This is a genomic window from Oceanicaulis alexandrii DSM 11625, assembly GCF_000420265.1.
GTDB lineage: Bacteria > Pseudomonadota > Alphaproteobacteria > Caulobacterales > Maricaulaceae > Oceanicaulis > Oceanicaulis alexandrii.
Genome location: NZ_ATUP01000001.1, coordinates 56,356 through 79,262, shown reverse-complemented (window position 1 = coordinate 79,262; position 22,907 = coordinate 56,356). Strand labels below are relative to the sequence as shown.

The 22,907-nt window shown below is 59.4% G+C and carries 19 protein-coding genes; 8 read left to right on the top strand and 11 right to left on the bottom strand.

The features are described 5' to 3' along the window. The first annotated feature begins 1 nt into the window (after nt 1). From ntrX to hflX, 5 genes are all read left to right on the top strand, one after another. On the top strand, nt 2-1,411 hold the full coding sequence (gene ntrX / locus G405_RS0100380; RefSeq protein ID WP_022699510.1) for a nitrogen assimilation response regulator NtrX: 1,410 nt from the start codon (nt 2-4) through the stop codon (nt 1,409-1,411). Between the two features lie 20 nt (nt 1,412-1,431). Continuing rightward, complete coding sequence (gene trkA / locus G405_RS0100375) at nt 1,432-2,805, top strand: Trk system potassium transporter TrkA (RefSeq protein ID WP_022699509.1); 1,374 nt, start codon at nt 1,432-1,434, stop codon at nt 2,803-2,805. Nucleotides 2,806-2,809: 4 nt separating this feature from the next. Beyond that, nucleotides 2,810-4,204, top strand: a complete 1,395-nt coding sequence (locus tag G405_RS0100370; protein WP_022699508.1) for a potassium transporter TrkG — start codon at nt 2,810-2,812, stop codon at nt 4,202-4,204. 103 nt (nt 4,205-4,307) lie between these two features. After that, entirely contained in the window at nt 4,308-4,565 is a 258-nt protein-coding gene (gene hfq / locus G405_RS0100365) for an RNA chaperone Hfq (protein ID WP_009800894.1), read from the top strand. Then, complete coding sequence (hflX, locus tag G405_RS0100360) at nt 4,562-5,893, top strand: GTPase HflX (RefSeq protein ID WP_022699507.1); 1,332 nt, start codon at nt 4,562-4,564, stop codon at nt 5,891-5,893. The genes hfq and hflX overlap by 4 nt, the downstream gene beginning before the upstream one ends. A 5-nt stretch (nt 5,894-5,898) precedes the next feature. Here hflX and mazG read toward each other — a convergent pair whose 3' ends face one another. Beyond that, nucleotides 5,899-6,750: a nucleoside triphosphate pyrophosphohydrolase gene (gene mazG / locus G405_RS0100355; RefSeq protein WP_022699506.1), complete on the bottom strand. Its 852-nt coding sequence runs from the start codon at nt 6,748-6,750 to the stop codon at nt 5,899-5,901. 120 nt (nt 6,751-6,870) lie between these two features. Between mazG and G405_RS16255 the strand changes: the two genes are divergently transcribed. Both G405_RS16255 and G405_RS0100340 read left to right on the top strand, forming a co-directional pair. After that, nucleotides 6,871-9,204, top strand: coding sequence for an ATP-binding protein (locus G405_RS16255; protein WP_084683373.1), 2,334 nt, complete (start codon nt 6,871-6,873; stop codon nt 9,202-9,204). Between the two features lie 12 nt (nt 9,205-9,216). After that, nucleotides 9,217-9,612 carry a response regulator gene (locus tag G405_RS0100340; RefSeq protein ID WP_022699503.1) on the top strand — a complete coding sequence of 132 codons (396 nt, stop codon included), beginning with the start codon at nt 9,217-9,219 and terminating at the stop codon, nt 9,610-9,612. Here G405_RS0100340 and G405_RS16250 read toward each other — a convergent pair. Together G405_RS16250 and G405_RS16245 are read right to left on the bottom strand one after the other, a co-directional pair. Next, complete coding sequence (locus tag G405_RS16250) at nt 9,609-10,415, bottom strand: response regulator (protein ID WP_022699502.1); 807 nt, start codon at nt 10,413-10,415, stop codon at nt 9,609-9,611. The two genes, G405_RS0100340 and G405_RS16250, sit on opposite strands and share 4 nt — an antisense overlap. 69 nt (nt 10,416-10,484) lie before the next feature. Next, a complete protein-coding gene (locus G405_RS16245) occupies nt 10,485-11,249 on the bottom strand; it encodes a response regulator (protein ID WP_022699501.1) in 765 nt (254 codons plus the stop codon). Between the two features lie 328 nt (nt 11,250-11,577). Here G405_RS16245 and G405_RS0100325 point away from each other — a divergent pair, with 328 nt between their 5' ends. Further along, nucleotides 11,578-12,348 carry a Crp/Fnr family transcriptional regulator gene (locus tag G405_RS0100325; protein ID WP_233345966.1) on the top strand — a complete coding sequence of 257 codons (771 nt, stop codon included), beginning with the start codon at nt 11,578-11,580 and terminating at the stop codon, nt 12,346-12,348. Between the two features lie 10 nt (nt 12,349-12,358). Here G405_RS0100325 and G405_RS14585 read toward each other — a convergent pair whose 3' ends face one another. The 8 genes from G405_RS14585 to tmk all read right to left on the bottom strand — a co-directional run bounded on the left by G405_RS14585 (nt 12,359) and on the right by tmk (nt 22,903). Next, a complete protein-coding gene (locus G405_RS14585) occupies nt 12,359-13,813 on the bottom strand; it encodes a DUF1254 domain-containing protein (RefSeq protein ID WP_169447481.1) in 1,455 nt (484 codons plus the stop codon). A gap of 22 nt (nt 13,814-13,835) precedes the next feature. Further along, nucleotides 13,836-16,187, bottom strand: coding sequence for a TonB-dependent receptor (locus G405_RS0100315; protein ID WP_022699497.1), 2,352 nt, complete (start codon nt 16,185-16,187; stop codon nt 13,836-13,838). 47 nt (nt 16,188-16,234) lie between these two features. Continuing rightward, nucleotides 16,235-17,428 carry a hypothetical protein gene (locus G405_RS0100310; RefSeq protein WP_233345965.1) on the bottom strand — a complete coding sequence of 398 codons (1,194 nt, stop codon included), beginning with the start codon at nt 17,426-17,428 and terminating at the stop codon, nt 16,235-16,237. 526 nt (nt 17,429-17,954) lie between these two features. Further along, nucleotides 17,955-19,343 carry a M24 family metallopeptidase gene (locus G405_RS0100305; RefSeq protein WP_028284429.1) on the bottom strand — a complete coding sequence of 463 codons (1,389 nt, stop codon included), beginning with the start codon at nt 19,341-19,343 and terminating at the stop codon, nt 17,955-17,957. 236 nt (nt 19,344-19,579) lie between these two features. Beyond that, nucleotides 19,580-20,443: an MBL fold metallo-hydrolase gene (locus tag G405_RS14580; protein ID WP_022699494.1), complete on the bottom strand. Its 864-nt coding sequence runs from the start codon at nt 20,441-20,443 to the stop codon at nt 19,580-19,582. After that, nucleotides 20,440-21,222, bottom strand: coding sequence for a TatD family hydrolase (locus tag G405_RS0100295; protein WP_022699493.1), 783 nt, complete (start codon nt 21,220-21,222; stop codon nt 20,440-20,442). The genes G405_RS14580 and G405_RS0100295 overlap by 4 nt, the downstream gene beginning before the upstream one ends. Before the next feature lie 8 nt (nt 21,223-21,230). Continuing rightward, complete coding sequence (locus G405_RS0100290) at nt 21,231-22,271, bottom strand: DNA polymerase III subunit delta' (protein WP_022699492.1); 1,041 nt, start codon at nt 22,269-22,271, stop codon at nt 21,231-21,233. Next, nucleotides 22,268-22,903 carry a dTMP kinase gene (gene tmk, locus G405_RS14575; RefSeq protein ID WP_022699491.1) on the bottom strand — a complete coding sequence of 212 codons (636 nt, stop codon included), beginning with the start codon at nt 22,901-22,903 and terminating at the stop codon, nt 22,268-22,270. The genes G405_RS0100290 and tmk overlap by 4 nt, the downstream gene beginning before the upstream one ends. Nucleotides 22,904-22,907: the final 4 nt, after the last annotated feature.

The window sequence follows — 22,907 nt, the reverse complement described above, 5'->3', positions numbered from 1 at the left end:
AATGTCGCTCGACATTCTGATTGTTGATGATGAAGCCGATATTCGAGAGCTCATTGGCGGGCTTTTGGAAGATGAAGGCTATGAACCGCGTTACGCCGGGGATTCCGATACCGCGCTTGAGGCTGTGCGGCGGCGCAAGCCGGCTTTGGCGGTTCTGGATGTCTGGCTTCAGGGCAGCCGATTGGACGGGATCGAGCTGCTTGCGGAGATCAAACGCGTTGCGCCAGACTTGCCCGTCGTTGTGATCTCAGGGCATGGCACAATCGAAACGGCGGTCGCCGCTATTCGAAAAGGGGCTTACGACTTTATCGAAAAGCCCTTTAAATCTGATAAGTTGCTGCTGACTGTTGAGAGGGCGCTTGAAGCAAGTCGACTGCGCCGTGAAAATGCGGAACTTCGCGCCAAGTCCGAACTTCATAATGATCTGATCGGGGAGTCCGCGGCGGCGGTTCAACTGCGGCAAACTGTAGACCGTGTCGCGCCGACCAATTCGCGTGTGCTGATCTCCGGTCCCTCCGGCTCGGGCAAGGAATTGATCGCTCGTCTGATCCACACCCAGTCCACCCGGGCCGATGGTCCCTTTATTCCGGTCTCGGCGGCGATGATGGCGCCTGAACGGGTTGAAGCGGAGCTGTTCGGCGCGGAATCTGAAAGCGGTGTTGAGCGCGTCGGCTTTCTTGAACAGGCCCATGGTGGGACGCTTTTCCTCGATGAGGTCGGCGACATGCCGATCGCGACCCAGGCCAAACTGCTGCGCATGCTGGTCGAGCAGCGCTTTCGCCGGATTGGCGGCGCTCAGGATGTCCAGGTCAATGTGCGCGTTCTGTCCTCCACGGCGCGGGATCTGCAAGGCATGATCGAGCAGGGGCAGTTCCGCGAAGACTTGTTTCACCGTTTGGCGGTCGTGCCGCTGGACGTGCCGTCTCTGTCCCAGCGGCGAGAAGACATTCCGCTTCTGGTCAATCACTTCCTCGAGCGTCTGACGGCGATGTCAGGCCTGCCCATGCGCAAGATCGGCGAGGACGCCATGGCGGCGCTGCAGGCGCATGACTGGCCGGGCAATGTGCGTCAACTGCGCAATAACGTCGAACGCCTGCTTATTCTCGCCACCGGATCGCCCGATGAGCCTGTGACGCTGGATTCCCTGCCGTCTGAAGTGGCGGGACGCGCGACCAGCGCAGAGACCGGTCTCGACGCCGAGCGCATGATCGCCTTGCCCTTGCGCGATGCGCGTGAGAATTTCGAGCGTGAATATCTCAAGGCGCAGATCAACCGGTTTGGCGGCAATATCTCGCGCACGGCCAATTTCATCGGCATGGAACGCTCAGCGCTCCATCGCAAGCTGAAGACTCTGGGCGTAGCGAGTTTGAACCGCAAAGGTGATGACGTCGATACAGAGGACGCTGGCTAGAGGCCGGCTGAAATCATCTCATGAAAGCTGTTGTGTGTGGGGCCGGCCGTGTGGGTTACGGCATCGCCAGAGAGCTCGCCTCCGAAGGCAATGCCGTCACCGTCGTGGATTGGTCGCGTGAACTTATCGACAAGGTCACGACCGATCTCGATGTGCGCGGCGTGGTGGGCCATGGCTCACACCCCGATGTCCTGGATCGCGCCGGCATCCGGGATGCGGATTTGCTGGTGGCGGTGACGTATTCTGACGAGACCAACATGGTCGCCTGTCAGGTGGCGCACTCACTGTTCAACACCCCGACGCGTATCGCGCGGGTGAGGGCGCAGAGCTATCTTGATAAACGCTGGGGCGATCTCTTTTCGATGGGCGCCTTGCCGATCGATGTGACGATTTCCCCTGAGCTTGAAGTCAGCCGCTCGATCTTGCAGCGGCTCGAGACGCCAGGCGCTTTCGCAACCGCGCCTTTCGCCAATAGCCGCGTTCAGGTGTTGGGCCTGCGTGTGGACGAGCAATCGCCTGTCGCCGCCAGCACGCGCGCACAGATGGCGGAGCTGTTCCCTGATCTGGGCTTCGACATTGTGGGCGTACAGCGTGACCAGACCCTGTTCATTCCTCAGGACGATGATCCGTTGATGCCGGGCGACAGCATTTATGTCAGCCTGGCCGCCGGGCATGTGAAGCGGGCTCTGGACGTGTTTGGCCGCGCTGCGCCTCGGGCTCGCCGGGTGGTGATCGTCGGAGCGGGTAATATCGGGCTTTATGTGGCCAAAGCGCTCGAACGCGTCGGCGGCGTTCGGGTGAGGTTGATCGAGAATGACAAGGCCCAGGCTGAACAAGCCGCTGACGCGCTGCGCCGAACAGTGGTGCTGCATGGTGATGGTCTCGACCGGGACGTGCTGCGAGAAGCTGGCGTTGAAGACGCTGAATTGGCGCTGTGTCTGACCAATGACGACAAGGTGAACTTGCTCAGCGGGGTCATGGCCAAGAAAGAAGGCGCGGCGCGCTCGCTGTGTCTGGTGAACAATCAGGCGTTCCATCCCGTCCAGGAAGCGCTGGACGTAGACGTGATGATCGACCCCCGCGCGGTCACCGTCTCCACCATCCTGCAGCATATCCGGCGTGGACGGATCACGGGTCTTCAGACCATGGGTGACGGCATGGCTGAAGCTCTGGAAGGGGTCACCCTGTCCACATCGCCTCTGGTGGGACAAAATCTCAGCACGCTTGAGCCGCCAGAAGGTGTGGCGATCTGCGCCATGGTGCGCGGGGACCGCGTTTATTTCCGTAGGGACTCCGTTGTCATTCAGGAAAATGACCGCGTGATCTTTTTCGCGCTGAAGGCTTCAGTGCCGAAGGTGGAGCAATTGTTCCGCGTCAGCCTGGAATATTTCTAGGTCCATGAAATGGTCGCCACGCTTCTTTCGCGCTCTGGCCTGGTGCATGATTTTCATCAGCCTGGCCGCTCTGCCCTTCATCTTGTTCGCAGGGCTTGAAGGACGAGGGGATATAGCGCGCGGCTTTACCGTGACGGTGGCTTCGGGCGCGTTTATCGGCGGCATCGTTCTCGCCGGGACCGGGCAGGTCAATCGCCCGGCCGGCGCCAGCGCCGCCTTGCGGCTGGCGTTTTTTGGTTGGGTTCTGGTGCCTCTGCTGGCGGCGCCGCCGCTGATCGCCGCGACAGGCTCCATGCCTGCTGGAATTTTCGAGGCTTATTCGGCTTTGACCACCACGGGCGCGATTATAAAAAGCCCGGAAGAGGCGGGCGTTTCAATCACGCTATGGCGGTGTGTTTTGGCCTGGCTGGGCGGATTGGGAAGCCTGGTTCTGGCTGCGACTGTGTTTGCAGCGCTTGATCGCCGCGGGGTCGGCTTGCGCCGGACTTACCTGCTGACGGTCGAGCACTCTGACCTGTTCACAAATTTCGGACGCGCGCTTCGCCGATTCGGCGCGATCTATGTGGGTGTGACCCTGGCGGGCTTTGTGCTGCTGATGCTGCTCGGCACGGATCCGTTTGATAGCCTGTGCCTGGCGCTGTCAGGCATCGCCACAGCCGGTCTGGCTCCACAATCTGGGGCGCTTGATGTCTGGTTGTCGCCCGCCGCCCAGGGCGTTCTTGCGCTCTTGTGCCTGATGGGCGCCTGGAACATGGCGGTGCAATATGATCTGGCGTCGCGCCGCCGGATCAGCCGAGGGACAGGCGAATTGCGCGCCATGTTGGTGCTGGGGCTGGGGGCGGCGCTTTATGCGGCTGTGACAATCGATATCTCCCACGCATGGGCGTCCGGCCTCGATATGCTGTTCGCCATCACCACCACGGGATACCAGACGGCGTCGCAACCGGTTTTGCCCCTGACCTTGCTGGTTCTTCTCGCCATGGCGGGCGGCTCGACGATCTCGACGTCTGGCGGAATAAAAATGCCGCGCATTCTGCTGCTTCTGAGACGCGCGGGCGGTGAGCTATCCAGCCTCAGCCATCCGTCTGCGGCCGTGCGCACCCGCTTTATCGGCAGGCCAGTCAGCGATTCGGCTCTGACGGGTGTCTGGGTGTATGCGCTGGCCTATCCGGCGGCTTTAGGTCTTGGGGCGGTCGCTCTTGGGATGACCGGCGCAAGCTTTCATGACAGCTGGGCGGTGTCGGCGGCTTCACTGGTCAATGCGGGCCCCCTGGCAGGCGTTGATTTTGCTGCGCTTTCCCCTGCCACGCTTGCGGTTTCCGCCGCCATCATGGTGCTGGGGCGCCTTGAAGTTCTGGCCGCAGCGGCCGCCATTTACGTGATTTTCGCCCGCGACTGACTGAGGCCCCTGCGGGCAAGTCGGTTGCAGCCGGGCCAAGGTATGTTTACCTAGCTTTTGGGGGCGCACGGACTGCGCCGGGAACTTTTGTGCGATAAGGCCAATGTCTAACGATAAGAAACAAAACCTGCAGGACGTTTTTCTCAACACCGTTCGCAAGGGCAAGACTCCGCTCACCATCTTTCTCGTCAATGGCGTGAAGCTTCAGGGTGTTGTGACCTGGTTTGACAATTTTTGCGTGCTGTTGCGCCGCGAAGGTCAGATTCAGCTTGTCTACAAGCACGCTATTTCCACCATCATGCCAAGCCAGCCCGTCCAGCTTTTCGACAAGGACGAGGCTGAAGGAGACGCCGAGGATTGATCGACCGAAAGCCCGCGCCGCAAACCGCTCTCATCCTGTCTCCGCAATATCCGGGGACGGACGCCAACCGCGCTCAGGCGCGTCTGGAAGAGGCCATCGGGCTGGCGCAAGCTCTGGATCTGGTCACCGCTGAAGCGCGTATCGAGCCCTTGCGTCGTGTTGAAGCCGGCGGGTTCTTCGGCTCGGGTAAGATCGAACAGATCGCCGAGCGTGTTGAGGAGCTTGAGGTCACGGTCGTTATTGTTGACGCCGCCCTCAGCCCTATTCAGCAACGCAATCTCGAAAAGAAGCTCAACGCCAAGGTCATTGACCGGACCGGTCTGATCCTGGAAATCTTTGGTCTGCGCGCGCAGACCCGCGAAGGGCGCTTGCAGGTCGAGCTGGCGCGTCTGGCGTATGAACGCTCGCGCCTTGTACGCACCTGGACCCACCTTGAGCGTCAGCGCGGCGGTCGCGGCTTTCTGGCCGGGCCGGGTGAAACCCAGATCGAGACCGACCGTCGCCTGCTGGCGGACAAGATGGCCAAGCTCCGTCGGGAGCTCGACGAGGTCAAACGCACGCGCAAGCTGCATCGCAAGAAGCGTCTGGCCGCCCCTTGGCCGACGGTCGCGCTGGTTGGCTACACCAATGCGGGCAAATCCACATTGTTTAACCTGCTGTCCAACGCGCAGGTTCTGGCCAAGGACATGCCTTTCGCAACGCTCGACCCGACCGTGCGCGGGGTGAAGCTGCCTTCGGGCCGGCGTGTGCTTATGAGCGACACGGTGGGCTTCATCACAGATCTTCCGACCGAGTTGATCGCTGCTTTCCGGGCGACTCTGGAAGAGGTCATCGAGGCGGATGTGCTGATCCATGTGCGCGACATGGCGGATCCTGACCATGAGGGGCGCAAGGCGGATGTGGAAGAAGTACTGGCCGCCCTTGGCGCCGGAGCCGAGGCGGACCAGCCTGTGATCGAGGCCTGGAATAAATCGGATCAACTCCCCTTGGAGGACCAGGAAGAGCTGGTCTGGCGCGCCAAACTTCCCAAGTCGCAAGACGCACCTGTATGTATCGTGACCTCGGCGGTGACGGGGCTGGGCGTTGACGCCTTGCTCGACCAGGTCGAGCTGGCGCTTTCAGTGAATGATGTGGCGCTGAGGTTGGAGTTCGGCCCTTCGGACGCAGAAGCGCTCGCTTTCGTGCACCGCCACGGCGCGATCTTGTCAGAACAGACGGATACGCAAACGGGCAGAGTGAGCGTTCACGCCCGGTTGAGCGTCGCCGATGCGGGCCGTTTGCGTCAGCGCTATGGCGCGCTTGACGGACTGGAAACGCCTGCCGAGTGAAGCGCCTATTCGGTGGTTTTCACTTCAAGCCAGAGGCTTTCCATCGTCTCAAGATCCGCTTCCTGAACAGATGAGCCTTGCGTGCTCAGCCGGGTTTCGATGGCGCGAAAACGCCTGTCAAATTTGGCGTTGGTCCCGCGCAGCGCGGTTTCCGGATCGATCTTGAGCTTGCGTGCAAGATTGGCGACCGCAAAGAGCACATCCCCGATCTCTTCTTGAATATGGTCAGGGTCACGCTCTTCGATCGCCTCTTTGACCTCATTGATTTCTTCTTCGATCTTGTCGAAAACCGAGCTCAGATCAGGCCAGTCGAACCCGACACGGGCCGCCCGTTTTGACAGCTTTTCGGCTCGGAGGAGGGCGGGCAGCGCGGTTGGAAGGTTGGCCAGTACAGACGTGTCGGTCTTGCCGCTTCTGGCGCGTTCTTCCGCTTTGACAGCCTCCCACGCCTGTATCTGGGCCTGAGCGTCTCTGGGGTCCGCGCCGGCGAATACATGCGGGTGGCGTCGCAGCATCTTCTCACTGATTGAATCCGCCACGTCTTCAAAGCGGAACTCGCCAGCTTCTTCCGCCATCTGGCTGTGAAAGACGACCTGAAACAGGAGGTCGCCCAGCTCGTCCCTCAGGTCCGCCATGTCCTGGCGCTCAATGGCGTCGGCGACTTCATAGGCTTCTTCAATCGTATAGGGAGCGATGGTTTCGAAGCTTTGCTCCACATCCCACGGGCATCCGCCATCGGGATCCCGAAGCCGATCCATGATGGCTAGCAGTCGGTCTAGAGCGCTTGTCTGGTTTGAATTGATCGCTTCACGGTTTCGATGAGGAAAGCCGTTCGTCGTGGTCGGTGTGTGGGTCATGGACGCCTTCAAGGGAGGTTTCTGGCCCGGTGTTCCGGGAAGTGTGGGGAGCGGAATTCGTGCGCGAGAGCGGAATGTTTTGATGGTTTAATGTTTATTCAATGGCGTAAACGACTCTGAGTGCGTTCACTGGTTGTGTTCGTTGCAGGTCTGTTTGATTTCATGTCCGTTTCATTGCGAACCAGGATATTGGTGTTGGTGGTCACAGTCACCGTATCGGTGGCTATGGTTGTCGGCTTCGCCAATTTCATTCAAGCACGATCAATGAGCCGTGCTGCGGCTGAGGCTGAATTATACGCTGAAGCGAGAGCGATTTCTGCACATCTGGAAAGCGCGTTTCAGATCGCGAATGATCATGCATTCATCCTCAGAAACACCCCTCCCATTGATGGCATGATCCGGGCGCAGGCGAATGGCGGCGTCGATCCATACGACGGCAGTTTGTATGAGACCTGGCGTGAACGGCTCGAAGCGATTTTCACTTCGCACCTTCAGGTTCAGAGCGAGTACACCCAATTACGATTCATAGGATTGGCGGATCAGGGACGTGAAATTGTCCGCGTGGACCGGATGGAAGGTGAGATCCGCGTTGTACCCCGGTCAGCGCTTCAGCGCAAAAGTGACGAATTCTACTTTCAAGCCGCACTCTCAACGAGACCATCCTCGACCTACACCTCTCCAATAACCGTCAATAGAGAGCAGGGGGCGCCAGCTCCTGATCAGGTGCCCACAGTCCGCACGGTTCTTCCCGTCGCGAGGTCTGATGGCCAACTTTATGGAATGCTGGTGATCAATGCCGACATTCGCATCGTCCTTGAGAATGCGCTGGCGGCCGCAACGCCCACCTATGACGTATACATCTCGGATTCCTACAACAATTACATTCATTACAGCCCATCCGACGGGATCATGAACTCGCAGTTTTCTTTCGAAGAGGGGTTCGATCCGCCTGAGCTTCTCAGTCGGGATGGCGATGACCTCTTTGATGCGGAGGGGGTCACATACGCTTCTTATAGATTTCAGACGGGCCAAGATGGTCAAGGAATCGATTTCCGCGTCTTGATCGGCGAACCCACGCATGAACTGATGGTCGGGGCGTACGCCATTCGCCAACAATCCATTTTACTCGCTGTCAGCCTGGTTGTGCTGACGGCGATCGGGTCCTTGTTGTTTGTGACCAGTCTGACACGTCCACTGGGACAGTTGACCGATGCGGTTCGCAGTTATGGTCAAAACCGCACCCCGATGGATCTGGACGTTAGCGATAATGATGAAATCGGAGAACTCGGGCGGGCTTTCTGCGACATGATCCGGGCGTTGGAAGAGAATGAGCTGACTGCCAACACATTTGAAAATATCATTGATGGACTGATCCTGATCACGCCGGACGGCGCCATTCAGGCGATGAACCCCGCCGCGAGCTTCATGTTCGGTTACGCTGAAAACGAGCTGGTCGGGCAAGATGTTTCAGTACTGCTTCCTGACGGCGCGCGCCTGGAACGTGACGGCGCTTTCAAACAGATTCCCTGCTTCATAGATCATCATCTTGTGGGAGAGACATTTGAGGCTGTCGCCAAACAGAAAAACTCCACGCCTCTGCATGTGGAGCTGACGCTTAGCGAAGTGCAGAAGCCTGACACATTGCTGTTCAGTCTGCTGATGCGCGATATCAGCGCGCGAAAGCAGATGGAGGTGATGAAGGATGAGTTTGTTTCAACTGTGAACCATGAGCTGAGGACGCCTCTGACATCCATGCTCGGTTCCCTCAGTTTGCTGAAAAAGCGGCTCGAGACAAAGCTTAACGATGATGACAAGGCCTCGATGCTTTTGAACATGGCGCAGCGCAGCTGCGATCGCCTGACTCTTCTGGTCAACGATATCCTGGATCTTGAGAAGATCGCCGCCGGAAAACTTGAATACCGCATGCAGATCATCCCGTGCGATGATCTGGTTCAGGATGTGGTTGAGAGCCATCGCATGCTTGGCGAAGAGCATGGCGTGACGTTCAAGCTGGATCTGCAGGCGGATGATCCGCCGGTGCGGCTTGACGTTTCGCGCTTCAACCAGGCGCTTGTGAATCTATTATCGAACGCAGCCAAATACTCGCCGAACGGCGAGGTGGTCACTGTTTCGACGCAAAACATGGCCGGTCAGAGCATTCGCATCTCTGTGTCTGATAATGGACCCGGCATTCCTGAAGATTTTCAGTCTCGCCTGTTTGACCGGTTCTCCCAGGCGGATAGCTCCACCACCCGCCGGGTCGGCGGAAACGGGTTGGGGCTGAACATCACCAAAACTCTCATCGAGGCTTTTGATGGCGAGGTCAGTTTCGACACGACTGTTGGGGTAGGGACCGTCTTTCACATCACATTGCCGATCGCCTCCCCGGAGGCCGCGCAATCCCCAGATGAGATGGATGAGAATTTCGTAAAGCTCTATCAGGGCATAGCTTAAGGCATACAGGCAATGGTTGAGCTTGAACGCATATGTTGTGTCGAAGACGATTTCGACATCCGGACCATACTTGATCTCTCTCTGAGCGATATTGGCGGGTATCAGGTTGAACTGTTCGAGGACGGACCGAGCGCGCTGAAAGGTCTGCCCGCGATCCAGCCTCAACTGATCATGCTCGACATGATGATGCCTGGAATGAATGGTCTAGAGGTCCTTGGCGCGCTTCGCCAGAGCGAGCAGTTTGCGCAAACGCCTGTGGTGTTCATGACGGCCAAGGCGCAATCCCATGAACTGGACTCTTATATCAGCGCCGGTGCGCAATCGGTGATCGTCAAGCCTTTTGACCCGATGACTTTACCCGATCAGGTGGAAGATATCTGGAAGGAGCTCGAGGCCGCGAACCTCTAATGTGATCTTTGGTGTTGCTGCGCAATCCGTGCAATCGCGCGCATCACCACAGCGCGATTAAAGGGTTTGACCAGGACATGGTTCGCGCCATTGCGTATGACCGTGTGAATCTTTTCAGCGTTGTTTTCAGCGGTCAGAAAAATGACCGGTGTCTGGGCGTTGACCGGCGTGGCGCCTGAGCGGATTTGCCGGAGCAGAGACAAGCCGTCCACGGGCTCCATATGCCAGTCGGAAATGAGAAGTGTCGGAGTGAAGCTGCGCATCGCGTCCAGCGCTTCCTGACCGGAATTGGCCATACAAATATCGCCTACGCCAATGTCGGATAGAAGTTCACGGACCAGGTTGCGCACAGAAATATCATCTTCAACAAACAGAACGCGTTGCGAATTCAGCAACTGCCTGAGGGCGGCTGCGTCGGCGTCACCCAGTGTTTGCTGGGCCGGGTTCTCAAAACTCTGCAGGAGTTTGGATTGCTCGGGGGCCACAGTTCGGCGCAGTTTGGCGACCTTTGAGAGATCCAGATAAATACGCTCCATCAATTGGGGCGTGACGTCTTTCTTGGATTCCAGCAGTCGTTGCGTATTTTGCTCGAGTTTGAAAAATGCTGCGCCAATGCTTGGGAATCCCATGCAATAGGCGGCGCCTTTGAGGCGGTGGCTTTCCTCATGCAGTTTTTTCAAGTTGCGCTTCAGCTGGAACTGGGAGGCTTTTTCATCGCCTATGATACGAGTCAGACTCACCAGCTGGTCTGGAAACTTTGTGCAAAACTGTTCAACGACACGTCTTGGATTTGCGGCAGGCATACATGTCTCCACCTTTTTCAGAGAAACGTAAGCCAATGTTCTATTTTAAAGGTTACACACAATGACGAGTTATGTCTTCAAGGCGCGTGACAGCACGCCATGCAGACGTTGCGCATCAAAGGGTTTGAGCAGATAGCCGTCAGGCCGGTACAGGCCTGCGCGTTCTATGGCTTGTTTCGAGGAGGGGACCGTCATGAAGATGAAGGGCGTCTCTTTCGGGGGGCGCAACCCGCCAGACCTGAGCTTTCTCAACAGATCCAGGCCAGTATCGCCTTCCAGCTGCCAGTCGCAAATGATCGCGTCTACATGATGCTCTGCGAGATGCTCCGCCGCATCCTTCGCGCACGTTTCACACGCGATATCAGCGTAGCCTTCTTGCTTGAGATACAGTTGCGCCAGCCCGTGCAGGGCAACGTCATCATCGACAAAAAGAATACGCTTGTGATCATCGCGGTCCACCAGCGGAGTGTGCTCGGTTTCGACCGGATGCGGCTCATAACCCAAAGTATCCAGCAGGCGGGCTTGCTGCATCATGTCTGCGATCAGGCCGGGCAGACGGGTCTGGTCCATGACCGGGAGCGCCGCGCTTTGCGCAGAGATATGGCTGAGTGCGACTTCTTCGATCAGTTCAAAGTTGCGGGCCATAGCGGGAAAGCCGAACGAACCGTAAGAGCCCATCAGGCGATGAGAGAGCTGGGCGATATCGGTGACGAGTTCGTGTGAGGTCTCGCTATCACAAGCGCTTTCCAGTCGTTCATGAAGCGCCTGAATGTCTTCATGCGCTCGGCTCAAAAAGGCTCGGCGCAGTTCAGAGATTTGGGTGGCTGATGTCATGCGCGCCTCCAGACCCGGTAACCTGACCGAAAGTGTCGAGGGTCAACTGCAAACATCAGGATAATGATTTTGCTTAACGCCTGGTTTGGCACTCGGGATGTGGGTGTTTCCGACAACTGTGAGGCGTACATGGGTTTGCGCCTGATCCAGGCGAAAGCCCATACCGGTCAATCCGCATAATACTCCACAAAAGACGGAAGCGTTGTTTTTAACCGAAAATGATGCGTCTACTGTGGACTAATTGTTTTGGCTCAGGCGTTGTCAGCTCTCTTTTGAAGAGTGCGCAACCGCGTAAGGCCAGTATTTAGCGTATATTCCACCTTAGGGTGTGGGGTTTCAAATATTCAGCTTCTCGTGGCTCTATAAAGCGACCAGTATCAATATCTTGAACAGTGTTGAGGACGATACGATGGCCGGATTGCTGGAACACGGAAGTCTGAAATTTCTCGACCTGTTGAGTGATGACGTCAAAGCGGCTCTGGAATCCGTTGAGCGCAGACTGACCTTTGAAGATGGTCAGATGATCTATTCAGCTGGAGATGACGACCAACGCCTGATGATTGTCCGCTCCGGGGCGGTCAAGATGGGCCGGATCAGTCCCGAAGGGCTGGAAACGATACTGGCTGTTTTTGGTGAGGGGCATTTCATCGGCCTCATGAGCGTCATGGTGGGCCGAAAACGCGAGCAGAACGCTGTGGCCGTAGGCAAAACCGTCATCGGCTATATTCAGCATTCAGAGTTCAATGCTCTGATGGACGTCTACCCGGAAATCGCCCGAGCGGCTTTACCCGCGACCCTGAGCCGCCTGAAAGCGACTCTCAACATGGTGGACGACCTGCGGAGATTGCCTCTGGCTGCCTACACGGCCGTGTTCCTGCACGGCATGCTGGAGTCGGCGGAAGTTCCGGGTGTCATTCCCTGGAGCCAGTCAGATCTGGCGGTAGCCATTGGCGCCTCACGCGTGTCGATCGGAAAGGCTCTCAAGCAACTTGAGGCGGATGGACTGATCACTCTGAAATACAGGGCGATTGAAGTGACCGATGCTACGGCTCTGGCTGACTGGATTGACGCAGCCAGAGCCGAGCATCTTTCGTCCTGACCCCTCAGGATTACTGATCTGAGGCGGGTATCAGAGGCGGCAAGGCGAGTTCCCCATCGTACAGGGACTGGGTGGTTTCCGGTTTGGGTGAGTAAATCCGGAAAGTGACCCGGAACGGGCGACCTTCGGGAGAGGGGAGCCAGTTGGCGTCCAGTTCCCCGCCCGGCGCTTCAGGCTGGATATAGAGATCCAGCGAACCGTCGTCGTTAAACTGGAGGTTATGACGACTGCCGATGGAGTACCGGTCGATGGGGTTGTCGACCAGAAGGAAAGTCTCGCCATCGTACATGGTCACCGACCAGAACCCGAGTGAAGTGATCTCGGGCAGATCCTCGGGTTCGAAATGCATCCTGTAGGACTCACTGCCATCAAGCGGCGCGTTCTCTGAGTCAAAAAAGGTGTAGAAGTAGATCGCCTCTTCAGGATCGTTGCCCAAAAGCCCGACCAGAGAAATCGCGGCGCGGGCCGCATAATCGAAAACTATGTCATCAGCATAGCGCGCCGTATCCCAACCCGTCGGGAAACGCTGGCCTCGATTGCGGCGCAGATATTCCATCACCGCCGGGCCGTCTTCGATCGCGCGCAGGATGCCGGCGCGGGTGTCCGGGTCCAGGGCGTCGGGATCAAACCCCTGACCGGGCTCCAGACCCAGGCGCCACAGCGTGGCGTTCATCGCCGCATGCTGCGGAGGGGGCGGGTTTTCAGCCAGTAGAACGGCCATCTGATGAAAATGTGCGAATGGGCCTTCAAAAGTCTCTCGCTCGACAGGGGCAGGGATGGCGGGTTCCACTTCTGTCGGGCCATTGTTCCAGGCTGAAAGCGGGGTGAGGGACATCTGGTTCTGATATCCGCGTACAGTGGCGAGATCGGTTTCGTTGCGTTGAACGGCCAGACGAATAGCCAGGGCGCCTGACGGAGTGTCGATATCAACCCGTTGGACGCCATCAGGCAGCTCGCCTTCCCAATCAGGTCCGACAAACGCCAGGTGCGCCCCTTCCCCCCCATTCACGCGTGGGGAGTAGTGATAGGTCTGGTTTTCCATATAGGCGTTGACCGACTGCACGACGGCGTAGCGATCCTTGATCTCGGGCATGTCGAGAATGATCGGTTCGGCCCGAAGGTCGAGAGATACGCCCGTGTAGACCGTGTCATTATTGGGGCTGTAGGGCATGTCGCTGTTGGCGTTCGCCAGCCAGTTCATGTGCCCGAGCCGGTTGATGGGGGCGATCGGACCGCGGGTCTGAGCTTCTCTCAGGTTTTCCCGACGCAACCGTTCGCGCTCCCAGATGAAAAGCGGATAGGTGTACAGATAAGCCTGAATGGCGAGGCTGTATGCGAGCGCTTCGCGGCCTTCTGCGTCCACTTCGCTTGTCACGACGGTTTGGGGCGCGGTTTGGGCCTGAGCGGCGACGGGCGTGAGTCCCCAGCCGAGTATCGAGACGGCCGTTAGGAGTGCGTGTTTCATCATGAGTTTTCGAGCCTCTGGCTTAGAATGTGGTGGACAGGCGGACGCCAAACGTACGGGGCGCACCTGTGTTGCAGCGGATGAACGTCCCGCCAGTGGAGGCGTTGTTCAGACCCAGCTGACCGCTCAGCGGCTGGTAGAAGCTGACGCCGCAATAGCCTTCATCAGTGAGGTTTTCGCCATAGACGGCGACATTGAAACGGTCGTTGGGAGCGCTGAGCGTCAGGCGGGCTGACACCAGCGCATAACCGTCTTGCAGGACCTGTGGATTGTTATCGATTACGCCCCCGACGAACTGTTCGCCCACATAGTTGGCGCCAGCCGTCGCGCGCCAGCCCCATTGGGCGACTTCGCCATCGACGGTCACGAACAGATTGCCAGTCCATTCCGGAGCGAAATGGTTCTTGCCTCCGGTCAGGTCCTGAACGCGACGATTGCCGCCAACCGGACCGCAACCGGGAATGTCAGGGCTGGCGGCTGAACAGCCGGGCAGGGCCTGAGCGCCGGTGAAGGAGGTGAACTCGGAGTCCAGATACGCAACCCCGCCGGTCACTTCGATATTGCTGGCGATCAGCAGCGCGCCATCAAGTTCGAACCCCTGGTGAACCAGAGTGCCGGCGTTCCGGGTGATGAAGCTTGAACCGTCAAAGCTGCGGGACTGGAAGTCCTCAAGCTCGGTCCGGTAGGCGGTCAGCGCCAGATCCATGCGGTTGTCGAGAAAGCTTCCCTTGAAACCCAGCTCGAAATTGTCCGCAGTTTCACTGTCAAAGGTGCGCTCCTCAGCAGTCAGGCGCTCTGCGCCGCCGCCTGAGTTGAACCCGCCAGATTTGTACCCGGTGCTATAGGACGCAAACACGGTGTGGTCCGGGCTGACAGTATAACTCAGCGCCACGCGCAAGGTCGGCGTCTCGTCCGAGAAGTCGAGCTGGGTGTCTGCGGGGGCCCTGAAGGCGCGCGCAGACAGCGGGTTGGCCGCCAGCTGCAGGAAGCGTCCCTCACGTTCGTCTGACGTGTACCGCGCTCCGAGCTGAAGCGTCAGCTCGTCTGTCAGCAGGTATTCACCCTGGGCGTAGACCGCCAGGCTGTCCGAGCTCTGAGTCATGCGCAGATCAGACGCTTCCGCTTGAGGGCTGTTCAGGCAGGGCGCGCGAAGCGGGGCGGGCGCGAGCACCATGCAGGTTCGGGGCGTGAAGGACAGAACCTCGCTAAACGCGGCGTCTTCATGGGAGGCGTAAAGCCCGGCCACAAAGCTGAACCGGCCATCCATCAGATCGTCTGGAGAAACCAGACGCAGTTCATGGGACCAGCTTTCACTGTGCAATCCGGCGATGCGGCCGGTCAGAGGCATGGTGAGAAAGAAGATGTCTTCATCGTATTGCTGGTTCTCGTAGTCGCGCCATCCGCTGATGAGCCCGAGCGAGTAACCATTATCGAGATCATAGTTGAACGTGCTTGACAGGCCCCATTGGACATCAGACAGGTCACCCCCAACGATGTGGCTTACCCGGTGATCATACGGATCATCCAGTTCGGGCAGGTTTCCGGCGCCCAGAAACCCGGTCAGGATCGCGCGTCCCACCGGGGTCAGCGTATCTCCGAGGGCCTCCGCCGCACTCGCGCCGTCGCCAGACAGACGCGTGTGATCCAGTCGAACCGACCAGCTGAGACGGGGCGTAAGATCGATATCCGCGCTCAGGCGCGCCGCGACGGTTTCGTCGCCGCCAAAACTGGAGCCGTCCGGAATGGACTCGCCATAGCCGTCAAACTCTGAGGCCTGAGCCGCAAAACGCAGGCGAACCGCGTCGTTCACAGGAAGGTCCACAGCCGCTTCTATCTGTTGATGGCCATAGTCGCCGAATTCGAGGGAAGCGGTCCCATGAAACTCCTCACCTGGCGCCCGTGAGGTGAGGATTACGCCGCCAGAGGTGGCGTTCCTGCCAAACAGCGTGCCTTGCGGCCCGCGGACGACCTCGACGCTGCCGATATCAAGAAATGAAGCGTAGAGAATGGAGGGGCGAGGAATGTACACGCCATCAAGGAAGAACGCAGTGCTTTGGTCCGCCGCCGTGTTGCCGGCCGTCCCGATGCCGCGAACAACGATGCGGGTGTTGGCGGCGGCAGCCCCGCGGGTAGCGTAGAAGTTTGGAACGGTGCGTCCCAGGTCCATGGCGTTCGTGATGTTGCGCTCTTCCAGGTCTTCGCCGCTCACCGCGACGATGGAAAGCGGCACGTCCTGAATGTTCTCCTCACGCTTTTGAGCCGTGACAGTGATCACATCCCGGACGACAGCCGGGTCAGTCTCTTGTGCGAGCGCAGGCGCTCCCGCACTTATGAGCGCGGCAAGCGCCGAGCCTCCAAGCCAGATGGCTTTCATGATGTTTCCTCCAGGTATTTTTTGTTTTTATTTTGATTGGTTCCGGCTCAACGCGTCGGGCACGGGAACAGCGCTTCGACCTGATTGGTCTGCAGATACTGGGTGCGCGGCATGTAGGGGCCGAGGATCGTCTCCAGGTCGTCCTGGCGGTCTACGCGTTCGATGGAGTTGGCGAAGTCGTCTGCGCCCAGCATGTGACGGATCTGGACCACGGTGACGTCCTCATCGAACATGCCGTCGCCATCATCGGCCATCGGCAGCCAGCTCAAGCCGCATTCCGGGCGTGCATTGCGAGGGCGATCTTCTTCACGGCTCACGATGACGGTGAAGAAGCCGCGCGGATCTAGAGGAATTTCTTCGTCGAACAGGCAGTCATTGACGCGCGTATTGACGAAGCTCTGGTTGGAGCAGATCGACCAGTAACGGAGCTGGCCTTCACCCATCGTTTCGTCGCCCTGATAGGTATTGGGCGTTGTCGGCGCCTTGGCGCGGACCATGAAGACCGGGCCATGCTTTCGATTGACGATCGTCCTGATGTAGAAATTGTCCGGATTGGGATAGAAGCCGCCCTCAGATCGACGCGCATCTTCGTTAATCTGGCCGGTATAGATCCCGAGCAGGCTTTCACGATCGAGCTGGATGTACCAGTCCGCAGGAGATTGCGCCGGCCAGGTGTCGGGGCGGTTCGGTTGCGTGATCAGGGCGCGATACTGAGCCGCCGTGATGCTGGCGGCTCCTGCCGCCATGACAGCCGGTTGCAGGGTCCGAAGCGCCTCGCAGGCTTGCTCGCCGCGAAGTATGTCTCCGGAGGGCAGGGTCAGGACAGGTTGGGGCAGGGCTGCGCCGCCATCAGGCGCGGCGCCGCCGTCAGGCAGGTATATCCGGTACAGAATGGTTTGAGGTCCGCCCGGTTGATCCGCGGGAGCATGAAGGATGCTGGTCGGCCCCTCAGCACTGCGCGAGCCGATATCCCGCCGGGTTTCCGGGGGCGCGTTGAGCACCTCCACCGTGTAGCGGTTTGTTACTTCGGAACGTGTGGCGCCTTCAAGAAACGGATTCTCGCCCTGTTCGGCTTCGATCAGAAAGTCAGGAAGGGACTCAATGGGTTGGCCCGAAGCAGTGTAGGATACGAAAGACATGTATCGGCTGGCGGGAAAGGCGCCTTCCAGCGTGAGTTGTGCGCCGTCGGGAATGCTGAAAACGCCCGCCCAGTAAAAGACATTGGCATCAGGGTAGGCCATGTTGATGTATGGGTCCGTCCCGAACGGACCCCGTCGCCAGAAACAATCTCGGGGACCGGGAATAATGCTGGTGTCGACATCTGTCTGGGCGCTAGCAGTCTGCGGTGAGACTGCCTGACTATCAGTGCATGCGGCGCCCAGCATCGTGAGTGCGAATATCGCGCCATAGCCTTTAAGAGACATGGCTTTCCTCCCCATGGTGTTGCGGGAGGCTTGTCCTCCCTGCGTGTTGATCCGAGAGGAAAGAGCAAGTCGTTCTTTGAGACTGCTAACTTGTTTGCATTTCAGAATGTGCTGGGCCGTGAAAGGCTGGCTGTCGTGTCAGAGCGGGGCAAGGTTGAACGACTGGCTGATAAGCCGGGGCGGGGACCGGGCCTGATCGCCGCAACGTCCGCGTCCAACTGCTTGATGACTCCCGGATAGGGCTTGTCGAGCCGGTCCGACACGCGAATCCAGGTCGTTGCTACGCTTGTGTTGGCCAGAAACCTTCGTGCGGTTGCAGTGCATTGCGCACTGCAGGAGAGGGTTAGTCCGCCGGGGCGATCAGCGTCAGTTCCATCTGCCGGCCGTCCAGGAAGCGGACCTCCCGGCCGTCGAAGAAGGCGTCTTCCTCGGTGCGGAAATCCACTACCTGGCCACCCCATTCGGGCACGGCGCTGTAGGAGGTCAGCTCGATTGACCAGGCGGTGTTCTCATTGATCAGTCCGGCGCCGCGCGGATCTGCGTCCTGGTTGTCCCAGAAGCCGATGGCCGGGCCCGCGCCATGACCGTGCGTGCCGATCGGGTGGGAATAGATCGAAGGGTCGAGCCCTTCGCTGATCGCTTCGGCGCGCGCACGCGCCAGAACGTCATTGCCGCTCAGCCCCGTTTGGAAGTGCGACATCAGAATGTCCTGCACCTGGTTGCTGGCGGCGAGGCCTTGCTGCAGGCCTTCGGGCGCTTCGGTCTCGCCGGGCTTGAGCACATAAGCCAGGTGCTGGGTGTCGGTGCTGAGGCGCAGATAGGTGATCCCGAAATCGGTCCAGAGCAGATCGCCCGGCATGATCGCGGTGTCGCCGCGCAGCATCGTCTCGGCTCCCTCGCGCTGGATCCCCACAGACGGGTGGAACCAGGGCGTCAGGCCCAGGCGGGACAATTCCTCGCGATACCACCAGACCACGTCATCGGCGGTGGTCTCGCCCGGCGTGATCACCGCGCGTGAGAAAGCGCGGTCGATCAGGGCGTGGGCGATGCGCACTATGCCGGGATAGATCTCCACCTCTGACGGGGTGCGAGTTTCCAGCCAGCGTATGGCCAGCGTTTCGCCGGAAATGATCCGGTCTTGATAGGTGGCGGGCAGGGCGGCGATCATGGCCCGGTGTTGGCTCAGCGTCATGCCGTCTCCGAAGGCGGTCAGATCGGAAAAGTTGATGGCGATGTTGGCCGGGTCGCGCTCAGCGATGATGTCGGCCACGGCCTGCCACTGGTCGGGTTCTTCATCGGGATTCCAGGACGGCTCGAAGAGGCCGGCGAGCCCATAGCGGCTCACTGTCAACCGCTCGACGGGCTGCCCGTCACCGGGATCAAAGAAGATGAGGATGGTGCGCCGGCGGGCGGCCATGCTGCGTGCGTCCAGCATGCTGTTTACGACGGGTTCCTCGAAATACTCCCGCGCCATAAGCACCCACATGGACACGCCCTGTTCGCGCATGATCTGTGGGATGATCGTGTCCAGCCGCTCTTGCAGAATGCGGTCGATAACCACGGCCCGGTCACGCAGCGGCAGAATGGTCGGAAGTGCGGGCAGGGCCTGTTCTGTCTCGCTCATGGGAAGAATGGGGGGAGACAAGGTCTGCGCTGACGCGCGCACATCCGCTGTGAGCTGCGAAAGCATCGCCGTAAGAGCGACTGCCAGGATGGTCTTCAAACGTGTCATGTCTCGCCCTTATGGTCTTCGCAGCAAACCGTTTAGGGCGTGCAGACACCCCAGCGCTAAATCGTGACCCGATTTTCAAACGGGCTTGGCCAGCATTCAACCCGCATCAGTCTCAGCTGAGTCAAAGCGGTTCGGGGAGTATGGTTCATGAGGCGAACAGGTCGAGCAAATACCGTGGCTGCCTAAACGTCTAAATGACGCATAAGATATATTATGAGAAATTTGGTATGTTGTTATTAGGCGCGTGACGCTTCGATGATGCCGCCCTCAGATAAGGAGAGCGTGACTTCCAGGCCGTCATAGGCTGGCCTGACGCCTTTTGGCAGGCGCTGTGAAAGCGCTTTGTAATCGAGATCGATGTGAAGATTGGTCAGGATGCCCAGAGTTGGTTTGATCTGGGCAAGCCAGTCGAGCGCCTGGCTGACATGGGCGTGGCTGGGATGGGGTTTCTCCCGCAAGGCGTCAACGATCCAAACGCTGGCGCCGCTTAACGCCGCCATCGCATTGGCGTCCAGCCCGTTAACGTCCGGCGTGTAAGCCAGCGGGCCGATGCGCACGCCGCTGCAAGGTTCGCGGCCATGGACCACATCAAAAAGTGAGAGCTCGATATCGCCGCCAGGTCCTGACACGATGGCGAGTTCACCGGGATCAAGCGCCCGGTCATGCATCAGGGGCGGATAGCCCGATCCGTCCGGAGTTTCAAAAATATAGTCAAAGCGCGCTCGCAAGAGCCGACGTGTCTGAGGACTCATCATGGCGACAAGCTGCGCGCCACGTCGATAGACAAAAGCGCGAACATCATCAATGCCATGCGCCTGATCCGCATGCGTATGCGTATAGACGACGCCGTCCAGTGAACTGACACGGGCTTCGAGCATTTGGTGGCGCAGATCAGGCGACGTATCGATCAGCAGCCGTGTGACTTCGCCCGTCTTCAAGGCGTTCCGGGTTTCGGCGCGCTCAACCAGCAAGCTGCAGCGCATGCGTCGGTTTTTGGGGTTTTTCGGGTCGCAATCACCCCAGTCGCCATCAATGCGCGGCACGCCGCCGGATGACCCGCAGCCCAATATGCGGGCGCGCAGAACGGGCCCGTCGCTCACGAGATCGAAATCCGGTCAAACAGTCTCAAGGCGGCTTGTGTCGTGCGCTCCGCGCCCTCCTCCACGCCCCAGCCCTTTACCTCGCACAGTTTCTCAAGAACATGCGGCAAGTAGCTCGGTTCATTGCGCCTTCCTCGATAAGGAACGGGAGCCAGATATGGACAATCAGTTTCAATGATGATGCGGTCTTCGGGCACGATCTCGCGAAACACGGCGCGGACATCCTCGGCTTTCTTGAAGGTGATGATGCCGGACGCAGAGAAATACGCGCCCAGGGCTGACGCACGTCGCGCCAACTCGGCCCCGCCGGTATAGCAATGAAGCAGCGGACGAAACGCCCCCTTCCCCATTTCCTCTTCCAGTAAATCCGCCATCTGCGTGTCCGCCTCCCGGCAGTGCAGGATGATCGGCAGATCCGCCCGCCGCGCCGCCTCGATATGGGCGCGCAATGACGGATACTGATCCTCGGCCGGGCTGTAATTATAGTGAAAATCGAGGCCGGTCTCGCCGATCGCAACCACTTTGGGGTGCTGCGCGATCTCCAAGAGCTGGTCCGCGGTGATGTCGGGGCGATCCTTGGCGTGGTGAGGGTGCGCGCCGATGGTGCAATAGACATCGTCGTGTTTTTCGGCGATCGCTGCGACCTCTTCAAACTCGTGAAGCCGGCAACAGATCGCGATCATAGGCGACACGCCAGCCGCCCGGGCGGCGTCCAGAACCTGATCGAGATCCTCGGCGTATGCTTCGCCATGCACGTTAATATGAGTGTCGATCAGCATTGGGCGCCTTATTGGGTCCGGGCCGCATCCTGCATCAGGCCGAAGGCGGCGTAGAGTGTTTGTTTGGCGTCGAGATAGAGCGTTTCGCTTTCTCTCGCCAGACGGGTCAATTGATCGGCTGCATCCACCCACGCGCCGGCTTTGTCAGCCCCATCGCTCTCAAGCGCCATGGCGCGCGCCCGGTTCTGGGCGTTCGCGATCAGAAAATCGAGGGTGATCGGCTTGATTTGCTCGCCACCCTTGCGGCTCGCGGCTGCGGTGATCTGGGCGATCGCGCCTCGATCCAGCCGCGGCAGGCCTTCAAGCGCGGTATCAATTGTCGCCTTGATGGACGGCGCGTCTGTCTCCGCGAGCGCCAAGGCGCGTCCGGGCGCGCCATTGGCCAGCGCCGCAGCCCGTTGGGCGTCATCGGCGTTCATGGCGTGGGTTTCTATCAGCCATTGCGTCGTGGCTTCGATGCTGGGCGCGCGTAAGATCAAACGGCGGCAGCGAGAGCGTATCGTGGGTAGCAGCCGTCCGGGCGTATTGACGATGAGAATGAGAATGCCGCGTTTAGGCGGCTCTTCAAGAGTCTTCAGCAAGGCGTTGGCGGAGTTGGTGTTTAGCTCATCGGCGCTGTCAACGATGCAGACCCGCCAACCCTTCCCGCTCGCGCTTTTGGAGAAGAACTCCGGCGCACGCCGCGCTTCCTCGACCGGAATTTCACCCTTCAGCTTGCCTGTCTTGTCATTATAGGGGCGGCGGATCAGCAAGAAGTCCGGATGCGAGAGCGCTTCAAGCCGCCGACAGACCGGATCGTCAGGGGCGCTGGCCAATCCGCCTGCACCCTGGGCTTGCGCGCCCAACAGGCGACGGGCCAAGCGGTAGGCGAAGCTGGCCTTGCCCACGCCTTTGGGGCCAGAAACCATCCAGGCATGGTGCATTCGGCCGCTGTCGATCGCAGCTTGCGCCTCTTCCAGAGCCGCGTCCTGACCAAAAAGGTCATAAACCCGTCTGGGATGAGGCAGCCCCCCTTCCCGGTCCGCTTCAGGCCGTTCGTCATCACTCACGCAGGGACCTCCAGATGGTCCTGAATGACCATCATCGCGCGCTCAAAGACGATGTCGGGGCTTTGAGACCCATCCAGGATCACACAGCGGTCAGGTTCGGCGTTTGCGATCTCAAGAAACGCCTGACGCAGAGCATGGTGAAAGGCGCCGGGCTGACGTTCAAACCGCGTCGCCTCTTCGCCGCGCGTTCGGGTGCGCTCGAGCCCCTGCTCAGGGTCGAGATCGACCATGAAGGTCAGATCCGGTTCAAAGCCGTCAAGACAGGCGGCGTCGATCTGGGCGATGCGCTCAGCGGCGAGTCCGCCTGCTGCGCCTTGGTAGGCGCGTGTTGAGTCCGAAAACCGGTCGCAGATGACCCATTTTCCCGAATCCAGGGCCGGTTTGATCAGGCGTTCCACATGGTCCGCGCGCGCCGCGTAGAGCAGCAAGGTTTCCGCCAGCGGCGACCAGCGGCCTGTCTCGCCCTCCACCAGCAAATGGCGCAGCGCCTCCGCATTGGGCGTACCGCCGGGCTCGCGGGTGATCAGGGTTTCGAAGCCTCGAGCCTGAAGGCCGGCCGCGAGCGCTTTGGCGAGCGTGGTCTTGCCAGCGCCCTCGCCGCCTTCAAGCGTGATGAAGCGTCCTTGCGTCATGCCG